This is a genomic window from Citrobacter sp. Cpo126 (assembly GCF_030332445.1).
Classification (GTDB): domain Bacteria; phylum Pseudomonadota; class Gammaproteobacteria; order Enterobacterales; family Enterobacteriaceae; genus Citrobacter; species Citrobacter portucalensis.
In genome coordinates this window covers 338,290-349,997 of sequence record NZ_JAOWHT010000027.1, presented here as the reverse complement: position 1 = coordinate 349,997, position 11,708 = coordinate 338,290, and the positions used below count along the sequence as shown (strand labels likewise).

Annotated in this window: 9 protein-coding genes and 2 pseudogenes; 6 read left to right on the top strand and 5 right to left on the bottom strand. The window is 52.4% G+C overall.

Annotation, left to right across the window (positions count from 1 at the left end):
- From OGY17_RS06640 to hemH, 3 genes and pseudogenes are all read left to right on the top strand, one after another.
- Positions 1-221: pseudogene (locus tag OGY17_RS06640) on the top strand (IS110 family transposase); the annotation flags it as partial.
- Between the two features lie 294 nt (positions 222-515).
- A complete protein-coding gene (gene adk, locus OGY17_RS06635; RefSeq protein WP_003021773.1) occupies positions 516-1,160 on the top strand; it encodes an adenylate kinase in 645 nt (214 codons plus the stop codon).
- Positions 1,161-1,323: 163 nt separating this feature from the next.
- On the top strand, positions 1,324-2,286 hold the full coding sequence (hemH, locus tag OGY17_RS06630) for a ferrochelatase (protein ID WP_003831052.1): 963 nt from the start codon (positions 1,324-1,326) through the stop codon (positions 2,284-2,286).
- On the opposite strand, the gene aes is transcribed toward hemH, so the two are convergent.
- Positions 2,283-3,242: an acetyl esterase gene (aes, locus tag OGY17_RS06625; protein WP_003831053.1), complete on the bottom strand. Its 960-nt coding sequence runs from the start codon at positions 3,240-3,242 to the stop codon at positions 2,283-2,285. The two genes, hemH and aes, sit on opposite strands and share 4 nt — an antisense overlap.
- 152 nt (positions 3,243-3,394) lie before the next feature.
- Here aes and gsk point away from each other — a divergent pair, with 152 nt between their 5' ends.
- Complete coding sequence (gene gsk / locus OGY17_RS06620) at positions 3,395-4,699, top strand: inosine/guanosine kinase (RefSeq protein ID WP_286606702.1); 1,305 nt, start codon at positions 3,395-3,397, stop codon at positions 4,697-4,699.
- A 45-nt stretch (positions 4,700-4,744) separates the two neighbouring features.
- On the opposite strand, the gene ybaL is transcribed toward gsk, so the two are convergent.
- Positions 4,745-6,424, bottom strand: coding sequence for a YbaL family putative K(+) efflux transporter (gene ybaL, locus OGY17_RS06615; RefSeq protein WP_003021783.1), 1,680 nt, complete (start codon positions 6,422-6,424; stop codon positions 4,745-4,747).
- A 225-nt stretch (positions 6,425-6,649) separates the two neighbouring features.
- Positions 6,650-7,870 carry a fosmidomycin MFS transporter gene (gene fsr, locus OGY17_RS06610; RefSeq protein WP_003021788.1) on the bottom strand — a complete coding sequence of 407 codons (1,221 nt, stop codon included), beginning with the start codon at positions 7,868-7,870 and terminating at the stop codon, positions 6,650-6,652.
- A 174-nt stretch (positions 7,871-8,044) separates the two neighbouring features.
- On the opposite strand from fsr, the gene ushA reads away from it, so the two are divergent.
- A complete protein-coding gene (gene ushA / locus OGY17_RS06605; protein WP_125362858.1) occupies positions 8,045-9,697 on the top strand; it encodes a bifunctional UDP-sugar hydrolase/5'-nucleotidase UshA in 1,653 nt (550 codons plus the stop codon).
- A gap of 181 nt (positions 9,698-9,878) precedes the next feature.
- Here ushA and ybaK read toward each other — a convergent pair whose 3' ends face one another.
- Positions 9,879-10,358, bottom strand: a complete 480-nt coding sequence (gene ybaK, locus OGY17_RS06600) for a Cys-tRNA(Pro)/Cys-tRNA(Cys) deacylase YbaK (RefSeq protein WP_149607768.1) — start codon at positions 10,356-10,358, stop codon at positions 9,879-9,881.
- 201 nt (positions 10,359-10,559) lie between these two features.
- A complete protein-coding gene (locus OGY17_RS06595; RefSeq protein ID WP_003831057.1) occupies positions 10,560-11,354 on the bottom strand; it encodes a TraB/GumN family protein in 795 nt (264 codons plus the stop codon).
- Between the two features lie 88 nt (positions 11,355-11,442).
- Between OGY17_RS06595 and OGY17_RS06590 the strand changes: the two are divergent.
- Positions 11,443-11,681, top strand: a pseudogene (locus tag OGY17_RS06590) (serine hydrolase); the annotation flags it as partial.
- Between the last annotated feature and the right edge of the window lie 27 nt (positions 11,682-11,708).

Below are 11,708 nucleotides of genomic sequence, written 5' to 3'. Positions count from 1 at the left end.
GCGGCCATGTATCCCTGCGCAGGGCTCTGTACATGCCAGCGATGGTGGCAATAAGTAAAACGGAATGGGGGCGGGCGTTCCGCGACCGTCTGGCAGGAAACGGTAAAAAAGGGAAAGTGATAATAGGCGCAATGATGCGCAAGCTGGCGCATGTGTCTTACGGTGTACTGAAATCAGGTGAGCCGTTCGATGCGTCGAGACATGGGGTGATAACAGCCTGAAGGGAAGATGAATCAGGAAAAAACAGCGCCTGACGGCGCTGTGACTGGTCGTGCCTGCTATCCGTAACCGCGGAACCTGAAAAGGCTTGCAGGCGATAACAGTATCTACAGCATCTCGTAATAGTATGCCGGATACGGTGTTTCCACCGCCATCCGGCATTTTCTCGCCTTATTTTTAATTTTCCCACCGTTAACCGTTTCAGCGTCGGGCGTCTTTCTTGAGCCAATTGCGTGATGGTGGTATCGTTTAGCGCTTTTTAAAAAATATCGACAACCTTTAAGGGGATTTTCGTAATGCGTATCATTCTGCTTGGCGCTCCGGGCGCGGGTAAAGGAACTCAGGCTCAGTTCATCATGGAGAAGTATGGTATTCCGCAAATCTCCACCGGTGATATGCTGCGTGCCGCCGTGAAATCTGGCTCCGAGCTGGGCAAACAAGCGAAAGACATCATGGACGCCGGTAAGCTGGTGACTGATGAGCTGGTGATCGCGCTGGTAAAAGAGCGTATTGCTCAGGAAGACTGCCGTAATGGTTTCCTGCTGGATGGCTTCCCGCGTACTATTCCGCAGGCAGACGCCATGAAAGAAGCGGGCATCAACGTGGACTACGTTCTGGAGTTCGATGTTCCTGACGAACTGATCGTTGACCGTATCGTGGGTCGTCGCGTACACGCTGCTTCTGGCCGCGTTTACCACATCAAATTCAACCCGCCTAAGGTTGAAGGTAAAGACGACGTGACTGGCGAAGAGCTGACCACCCGTAAAGACGATCAGGAAGAAACTGTACGTAAGCGCCTGGTGGAATACCATCAGATGACCGCTCCGCTGATCGGCTACTACTCTAAAGAAGCGCAGGCGGGTAACACCAAATACGCTAAAGTTGATGGCACTCAGGCCGTGGCTGACGTGCGCGCAGCGCTGGAAAAAATCCTCGGCTAATTTTTTCGCGTAATAAACCTCTTATCAGGCCTGCCATTATCGCGTAGGCCTGATAAGCGTAGCGCCATCAGGCAAATTCTCGTCTTACCTCTCACAGCAATTAGTTCTTCTTTATCGCTTTTCCGCTACAATTATCAACAATTTGAATCGATAAGAGGCGGTAATGCGTCAGACGAAAACCGGTATCCTGCTGGCAAACCTCGGCACTCCCGATGCCCCAACCCCCGAAGCCGTTAAGCGCTACCTGCGCCAGTTTTTAAGCGATCCACGCGTAGTTGATACGTCACCTGCACTGTGGTGGCCGCTGCTGCGCGGGGTGATTTTACCGTTGCGTGCGCCACGCGTAGCCAAGCTGTACCAGTCAATCTGGATGGAAGACGGTTCTCCGCTGATGGTTTATAGCAAGGCACAACAGCGGGCGCTGGCAGAACGCCTACCAAATACCCCTGTCGCGCTGGGAATGAGCTACGGTTCGCCGTCGCTTGAAAGCGCGGTCGATGAACTGTTGGCAAGCGGGGTTGAACACATGGTGGTGTTACCGCTGTACCCGCAATATTCCTGTTCGACGGTAGCGGCCGTCTGGGACGAACTGGCGCGTATCTTAGCGCGTAAACGCGGTATTCCTGGCGTTTCATTTATTCGTGATTACGCCGATGACAGCAGCTACATCGATGCGCTGGCGAAGAGTGCCCGGGATTCATTTGCTCAACACGGTGAACCTGATTTGCTGCTGCTCTCCTATCACGGCATTCCGCAGCGTTACGCCGATGAAGGTGATGACTACCCGCAGCGCTGTCGCGATACCACCCGAGAGCTGGTTTCAGCGCTTGGTCTGCCGCCAGAAAAAGTAATGATGACCTTCCAGTCTCGCTTTGGTCGTGAACCGTGGCTGACGCCGTATACCGACGAAACGTTAAAAATGCTGGCGGAGAAAGGGACACAACATATCCAGGTTATGTGTCCGGGCTTCTCGGCAGATTGCCTCGAAACGCTGGAAGAGATAGCGGTACAAAACCGGGAGATTTTCCTCGAAGCTGGCGGTAAGCAATATGAGTATATTCCGGCGCTTAATGCCGCACCGGAACATATCGAAATGATGGTTAAACTGACCGACGCTTACCGTTAAAGCTGGGCTCTGAAGTAACGAGCGCCTTCCCGCAACGCATCGTCGGCGGTTTTCATCATTCGCGAATAGTGCAGGAAGGCGTGCAGCGTGCCGGGGTACATTTTGTACTGGCAAGGCTGCTGATGCGCCTGCAACGTCTGGAATAGTAAGCGGCTATCGTCAATCAGCGGATCAAACTCAGCGCCAGCGATAAAACACGGTGGCACGTCACGCGTCAGATCGTTATTAAACAGGCAATAATACGGTGACTCGCGATCGTCAGCGCTACGCAGGTACGCGTTTTCGTACATCTGCAAGTCCTCGCGGGTTAACCCATCCCACGCTCCGCCCATCAGCCGTCGGCTCAGTGAATCCTGCAGGCCGTAAAGCCCATACCACAACAGCACCCCAGCCACCTTGCCGCAGACAATGCGTTTATCCCGCAGCCACAGCGCGCTGGCAAGCGCCAGCATGGCTCCGGCGGAATCGCCCGCAAAACCGATATGATTCACATTAAGAGAATAGTCGCCAGCGTGCTGATGAAAATACTGGCAGACGGCGGCAATCTCTTCGATGGCTTGCGGGAAACGGGCTTCTGGCGCAAGCGAATAGTCGATACCAATTACCGTGCACTGCGTATAGCGCGCCAGCAAGCGCATAATACGGTCGTGGGTATCCAGATTACCGAGAATAAAACCGCCGCCGTGCAGATAATACAACGTTGCCAGGCTATGAGGCTGCGGTGAGTAAATACGTGTGGCCACGGGGCCGCATGCGGTAGAAATAACGCATTCGCGGGTATTCATCTCTGGGGCATCGGCATTCCACAGCTGCCGTTCATGAATGTAGTGTTGGCGCTGGGCCACGAAGTCATCTGCAGCGGGCCACGGCGGCAGATCGTCGCGATGAAAATTCACCACGCTTTTCATTTCATCCGAAATTCTGTCGAGTACGGGGATCTTGTTTTCCGGCTTCATAAAACGCTCCTTGTGAAGGTGAGTTATTGTAGAAATTAATCCCGTATAAACTGCGATCTCACCGTCTGATATTGAAACTTAGCGCCGCATCGCATGCGTGGCAGGGAATGTGCTACCATGCATCGCTCAGTTAACCACCCGTAAAATCGACCATGAAATTTCCCGGTAAACGCAAATCCAAACACTATTTTCCCGTCAGCGCGCGCGATCCGTTGCTGCAACAAATTCAGCCAGAAAATGAAACCAGCGCAGCCTGGGTGGTAGGTATCGACCAGACGCTGGTGGATATTGAAGCCAAAGTGGATGATGACTTTGTAAAACGTTATGGATTAAGCGCCGGGCATTCTCTGGTGATTGCCGATGATGTCGCAGAAGCGCTCTACCAGGAACTGGTGCGTGAAAACTTGATCACCCATCAGTTTGCGGGCGGTACTATCGGTAACACGATGCACAACTACTCTGTACTGGCGGATGACCGCTCGGTGCTGCTGGGCGTGATGTGCACCAATATCGAGATTGGCAGCTATGCGTACCGCTATTTATGCAATACCTCCAGCCGTACCGACCTGAACTACCTGCAAGGCGTTAACGGACCGATTGGCCGCTGCTTTACGCTGATTGGCGAGTCAGGTGAGCGTACCTTCGCAATCAGCCCTGGGCATATGAATAAGCTACGGGCGGATAGCATCCCTGAATCGGTGATTGCCGGAGCGTCCGCGCTGGTGCTGACGTCTTATCTGGTGCGCTGCGAACCGGGTGAGCCGATGCCGGAAGCGACCATGAAGGCGATTGAATACGCCAAAAAGCACAATGTGCCGGTGGTTCTGACCCTGGGCACCAAATTCGTCATTGCCGATAACCCGCAGTGGTGGCAGGCATTCCTGAAAGAGCATGTCTCTATTCTGGCGATGAATGAAGAAGAGGCTGAAGCGCTGACCGGCGAGAACGATCCGCTGCTGGCATCTGACAAGGCGCTGGATTGGGTGGATCTGGTGCTGTGCACGGCGGGTCCGGCGGGTCTGTATATGGCGGGCTTTACGGAAGAAGAAGTGAAACGTAAAACCCAGCATCCTCTGCTCCCTGGTGCTATTGCCGAATTTAATCAGTACGAATTCAGCCGCGCCATGCGCCATAAAGACTGTACCAATCCGCTGCGCGTGTATTCGCACATCGCACCGTATATGGGCGGACCTGAAAAGATAATGAACACCAACGGCGCAGGTGACGGCGCGCTGGCGGCATTGCTGCATGATATTACCGCCAACAGCTATCACCGCAGCAACGTGCCTAACTCCAGCAAGCACAAGTTCACCTGGTTGACCTATTCGTCGTTAGCCCAGGTGTGTAAGTATGCTAATCGCGTGAGTTATCAGGTGCTGAACCAGCATTCACCGCGCCTGACGCGCGGTTTACCGGAACGTGAAGACAGTCTCGAAGAGTCGTACTGGGACCGTTAAATCTTGTATAGGCCGGATAAGCGATAACGCTATCCGGCACGGACATTAACTGGCCGTAGCAACTTCACCTGCAGGCGGCGTTTCAATCAGCTCCAGCATGGTGCGGGCGATTTCACGCTCACCCATGACGACCTGGTTGGCGCCGCGTTCGGTAATATATTCCACCTCATCGTCATAATGCGCGCGGGCGATAATCTCAATCGACGGGCATTTCTCACGCGCGGAAGCGACAATTTCACCCGCTTCATAACCATTGGGGATGGTCAACAGCAGCCAGCGCGCGCAATCCAGATGCGCCAGATTCATAATCTCTTCGTTGGCGGCATTTCCCAGTACCGCGCGGATCCCACGCTCGCGCAGTTCATCCACCCGGGTACGCGAGGTTTCGATCACCACCAGCGGGATCCCTGCAGCCATCAATTTCTCACCCAGCAGGCTGCCGACGCGACCAAAGCCAACCAGCAAGGCATGATTGCAGATATCCACCGGAATTTGCTTCTCTTCTTCGATGGCCTCTTCCAGCGTCTGCTCCTCCAGCGTTTCTGTTTTGGCGAGGTATTTTTCTAACACCGCAAACAGCACCGGGTTGAGCATGATGGACAGGATTGCCCCGGCCAGCACCAGATTCTGTCCGGCCTGCGGCAGCAGGTTTAACGCCATTCCCAGACCCGCCAGGATAAAGGCAAATTCACCAATCTGCGCCAGGCTGGTGGCAATGGTGAGCGCCGTGCGTTGGGAGTGACCAAACAGGCGCACCAGGAAATAGGCGGCAAGGGATTTACCAAAGATGATAATCGCCAGCGTGCCCAGTACCGCCAACGGCTGCTGGATCAGAACTAACGGATCGAACAGCATCCCGACGGAAACGAAGAACAGCACGGCGAACGCATCGCGCAGCGGCAGAGTATCATGCGCCGCACGGTGGCTTAGTTCAGATTCATTCAGCACCATACCGGCGAAGAACGCGCCCAGCGCAAAGGAGACATCGAACAGCTCTACTGCGCCAAAGGCGATACCTAAGGCGAGGGCGAGGACTGAGAGGGTAAACAGTTCGCGTGAACCGGTTGCGGCGCTGCGGGCCATAATCCACGGTACCAGACGACGACCCACCAGCATCATAATCGCGATAAACGCCACCACCTTGCCGATGGTAATGCCCATATCGACGGCCAGCGAGGCGAAACCGACGTCTTCTTTTTCCAGCATCCCGGCGACGGCTGGCAGGAGAACCAGCGTCAGCACCATCATCAGATCTTCGACAATCAGCCAGCCAATGGCAATTTGCCCGCGCTGGCTGTCAATGAGCTGTCGTTCTTCAAGTGCACGCAATAGCACCACGGTACTGGCGGTTGAAAGACACAGACCAAACACGATCCCCACCATCAGCGACCAGCCTAATACGGCTGAAAGCGCCATACCCAGCAGCGTTGCCACTGCTATCTGGGCAATCGCGCCGGGAATGGCGATAGACTTTACCGCCATCAAATCCTTCAACGAAAAGTGCAGCCCCACGCCGAACATCAGCAGAATAACGCCAAGCTCAGCCAGCTCAGGCGCGAGCTTAGTATCAGCAACAAAACCAGGTGTAAATGGACCGGCCAGAACGCCCGCTAACAGATATCCCACCAGAGGAGAAATACGTAGTTTATTGGCAATCATGCCTAATATAAAAGCGAGCACAAGGCCGCCGACAATGGTGGTGATAAGCGGGGTGGCGTGATGCATTCCGTCTCCTTTGGTTGCTGTGATAATCCTAAAAACCCAAACTACGAGTAATAGTTTATGACAATTTTAATGTTTATGTTTATGAATAATTGTTGAATTTTGAAGAAAACGGGATTTTAAGCGTAAAAAAGCACGGATCGGAAAAGTACGGTGATATGTGAGAGGTAAAGGCTGATGGCTACTGCAAGTAATGACGGCCAAAATTTACTTTTGGCCGTCAGAAAATCAGGCTTTGTGTCGGTTATCAGGTAAGAATATGGTCAGTATCCCCAGAAGTGGCAGGAAAGCACATATTTTGTAGACCAAATCGATGCTGGTATGGTCGGCTATCAGCCCTAGCACCGCGGCTCCCAAGCCGCCCATGCCGAAGGCAAACCCGAAAAATAGCCCAGAAACCATGCCGATACGCCCAGGAAGCAGCTCCTGCGCGTAGACTAAAATAGCAGAAAACGCCGATGCGAGGATAAAACCAATGATCACGGTTAAAATCCCGGTCCATTCCAGCGTTGCGTAGGGTAAAACGAGGGTAAATGGCGCAACGCCGAGGATAGACCCCCAAATAACATATTTTCTGCCAATTTTATCGCCTAATGGTCCGCCAATCACCGTCCCGGCCGCGACGGCAAACAGGAAGGCAAACAGGTGAAACTGGGCGTTTTGTACCGATAATCCGAATTTTTGCATCAGATAAAAGGTGTAATAGCTGCTGATGCTTGCCATATAGAAGTATTTGGAGAAAATCAGCACCAGCAGGATGCTTACCGCCAGCACCACTTTATTGCGCGGTAACGGATTTACGATGGCAACTTTCGGTTTTCCTTTACTCATCCGATGCTGCGCGGCATACCAACGGCTGATTTGTGCCAGGACGACAATCGCTAATAACGCAGCCAGAACAAACCAGGCCACATTACCCTTACCATATGGCGCGATGATGACAGCTGCCAGCAAGGGTCCCAGAGAGCTGCCGAAGTTGCCGCCAACCTGGAAAATTGACTGCGCCAGGCCGTGACGACCGCCGGAGGCCATGCGTGCCACGCGGGACGATTCCGGATGAAATACCGAAGAGCCGGTGCCAACCAGCGCCGCGGCGAGCAGCACCATATGGAAACTACCGGCCATGGCCAGCAAAACAAGCCCACTCAGCGTGAAGCACATCCCAATGGGCAGCGACCACGGCATCGGGTATTTGTCCGTCCAGTAACCCACCACCGGTTGCAGCAGCGAGGAAGCAAGCTGGAAGGTTAGGGTGATCATCCCGATCTGCATAAACGTTAGCGAGAACTCTGACTGCAATAGCGGATAAATCGCCAGGATCAGCGACTGAATCATATCGTTTAGCAGATGGGAGAGGCTGATCGCTCCTAAAATGCCAAATGAGGTGCGTGCTTTAGCAACCGACGCTGACGCGCCAGCCACAGGCTGGGTTGGTTCACTTATTGCCATAGAAAGTCACTTCTGTTTGGGTTGCGATTATGAGGGTAATCTATTTTGTTATTATTACCTGACTAACATACCTGCGGAAGGTGTTTGAAGGAAGTCTCATTTCTGAAAACATTTTCGACTATTATTTCATATCATTGTAATTTCAGTCGTTGATTTTGGCTCAGGGAGAGAATTATGAAGTTTTTAAAACGGGGCGTGGCGCTGGCGTTATTAGCCGCATTTACGCTGGCAGGTCAGCCTGCACAAGCGTACGAAAAAGATAAAACCTACAAAATTACCATTCTGCATACCAACGATCATCACGGTCACTTCTGGCGCAGCGAATACGGAGAATACGGACTGGCGGCGCAAAAAACGCTGGTGGACAGTATTCGTAAAGAGGTGGCAGAGGAAGGGGGCAGCGTACTGCTGCTTTCCGGTGGCGACATTAATACCGGTGTACCGGAGTCCGATCTGCAGGATGCGGAACCTGATTTTCGTGGGATGAACCTGATTGGCTATGACGCGATGGCGGTCGGAAACCACGAGTTTGATAATCCCATGACCGTATTGCGTCAGCAGGAAAAATGGTCCAAATTTCCGTTTCTCTCGGCCAATATCTATCAGAAAAGCACCGGCGAGCGTTTATTTAAGCCGTGGGCCATCTTTAAGCGCCAGGATTTAAAAATTGCTGTACTCGGTTTAACCACCGACGATACGGCGAAAATAGGCAACCCCGAGTTCTTTACCGATATTGAGTTCCGTAAACCTGCTGATGAAGCCAAACTGGTTATCCAGGAACTGAATATGGGTGAAAAGCCAGACATCATTATCGCGACCACCCATATGGGACATTATGACAACGGCAACCACGGCTCGAATGCCCCTGGCGATGTCGAAATGGCGCGTAGCCTGCCGGCGGGATCGCTGGCGATGATTGTCGGTGGTCACTCGCAGGATCCGGTGTGTATGGCTTCAGAGAACAAGAAGCAGGTTGATTACGTACCGGGTACGCCGTGTGCGCCAGACAAGCAAAATGGGATCTGGATTGTGCAGGCACACGAGTGGGGGAAATATGTGGGCCGGGCGGACTTTGAGTTCCGTAACGGCGAAATGAAAATGGTCAACTACCAGCTCATACCCGTCAACCTGAAGAAAAAAGTGACCTGGGACAACGGTAAAAGTGAGCGCGTACTCTACACCCCGGAAATAGCTGAAAATCAGCAAATGCTCTCGCTGCTGACGCCGTTCCAGAATAAAGGTAAAGCGCAGCTCGACGTGAAAATCGGTAGCGTCAATGCGCGCCTCGAAGGCGACCGAAGCAAAGTCCGTTTCGTGCAGACCAACATGGGACATTTGCTGCTGGCTGCGCAAATGGCGCGGACCAGCGCTGACTTTGGCGTGATGAGCGGCGGTGGCATCCGTGATTCCATCGAAGGCGGTGATATCACCTATAAGAGCGTGCTGAAAGTACAGCCGTTCGGAAACATCGTGGTGTATGCCGACATGAGCGGGAAAGAGGTGATTGACTATCTGACCGCCGTGGCGCAAATGAAGCCGGACTCCGGGGCCTATCCGCAGTTTGCCAACGTCAGCTTTGTGGCGAAAGACGGCAAGCTTAACGATTTGAAAATCAAAGGCGAACCCGTTGACCCAGCCAAAACCTATCGCATGGCAACGCTAAGCTTCAACGCAACCGGCGGCGATGGCTATCCGCGAATTGATAACAAACCAGGCTATGTGAATACCGGGTTTATTGATGCGGAAGTGCTGAAAGAGTTCGTGCAGAAGAACTCACCGCTGGATGCCAGTGTGTATGAGCCGAGGGGTGAAGTTACCTGGCAGTAACAGGGCTATTTTGTTCGCCATTTTGAACGCGGGCAGTGCTCGGAATCCTCACGTACTACATGTACGCTCCGGTTCCTGCGCGCTGGCCGAGTCCAAACTGCCTTCACCAATAACGCCCTGTTGAGTATTCGGTTTGTAGGCCTTAAAGCTGCGCGCCATCAGGCAATCATTCTATAACCGCTTAATCACGGCGTGCGATGTCGGCGAATTTCGCATCCAGAATTTTCGCCAGGTCGCCGGCTGCTAGTTCGATATCCAGCCCGCGTTTGCCGCCGGAAACATAAATGGTGTCAAACGCCTGGGCAGGGGCATCAATGAGCGTTGGCAATCTCTTTTTCTGTCCTAATGGGCTGATCCCCCCCACCAGATAACCGGTGGTTCGTTGCGCAACCATTGGATCGGCCATATCGACCTTTTTAGCCCCCAGAGCCTTAGCGACCTTTTTGAGATCCAGTTGACCGGCTACAGGCGTGACCGCAACTGCCAGATGCTTCATATCGCCATTCACGGCAACCAGCAGCGTTTTGTAGACCTGGTCCGCATTCAGACCTAACTTGCGCACCACTTCATCACCAAAGTTCGTCTCGGACGGATCGTGATCGTAGGTGTGGATCTGGAAAGAAATTTTGTTTTTTTCGAGTAATTTAACGGCGGGTGTCATAGCAATTTTCCTGGACCAGACAAAATACGACTCAAGCATACGCCTGATGTCTGTCTAAAAAATAGTACCATCTTGCGCAATAGTATTGGCAGGATGATGACTTTGAGCGACAATCGAACTACACCGATGCTTTAAGCATTGGGATCATAATAATGATGAAATTCCTCTTTGACGGGCCAATAGAAATATTGGCCATTTTTTTTACCGTAACATCTCCGGCAAATTTCCCTCTCCGTACAGATGCAACGCGCCAACGGCCACGACGTAATGACCAGCAGGCATCGCCCTGAGCCGATCGCGCCAGGCTGTGTTGCGTTGATGCATCAATACGTCATACAACGACTGGCTAAAGGTATTGGGAAGCGTCAGTTCGCTATTGCGTGGCGGTGTTTTAAGCCACCAGCCCATCATTTGTTGCAACAATCTGGCATTGGTATGCCAGTGCGTCAGAGTATCGTCCAACAGAGCCAGTCCGTTATCAGGCAACTGACATAACAGCTCTATTTGACTGGATGCGCCTTCCAACTCGATAACGGGTTTATGCGCTTGTTTTGCCGCTTTCAGCAATTGGTAATCAATCCCGTATTCTGCCCGTAGACCCAACTGCTGTGCCTGTGTCGCCTGTAATACCATGGCGATTTGCCACAACGGCTGAGTAGATAACAGCGATGGGGAAATACCCAGTTCGTTGGTGACTTTACGCAGGTTTTCTAACTGCTCCGGGCTGATACGTTCTTCGAGTGCGGCAAATGTAGGAAGGTTAGCAAACGGCGCGTCGTCACCGGAAACATCCGCTTCGACAATCAGCGCGTCGGCATGGTTGAGTTTTTTGAGTAATTTGGCAGGCAGAGGTGCCATATCGCGACTGCCCATGTGAATACTGCCAATCAGATGAAAATGGCGGTTGCCGGGCAATGAAATGTCGATGGCAGGCCAGGTATAGTGGTTGCCGCGTAGCGCGGTGAAAAATGTTTTTACCCGGTATAACAGATCCATACGACCTCCCTAAGTAGACTTTCATGCTAGCGCGTGGTCCAGGAAGGTGCAATGCGAGAATCGCCGGATGGCGACGCGAAATCGCCAGGGATGGCGTGTAAACGGCAACGCATCGATAACGCCAACGTTTAGTGTATTAGCCAACTCAAAACGTATGGTCATACAGGCTTGACTGGAACGTTGACCTTTATCGACCCGGTTTATCATATGGCTATTGTGATTTTAGGTAACAGGCCATACTCGGCAGTTACAGAACCTAGAGTGAATCCAAACGTTTTTGTAAGTGGGTTATTACCTTATGCTAAGTATGGTTGGGTTGTTGATTAGATATATGGTGCCTTGAAATAAAATTAA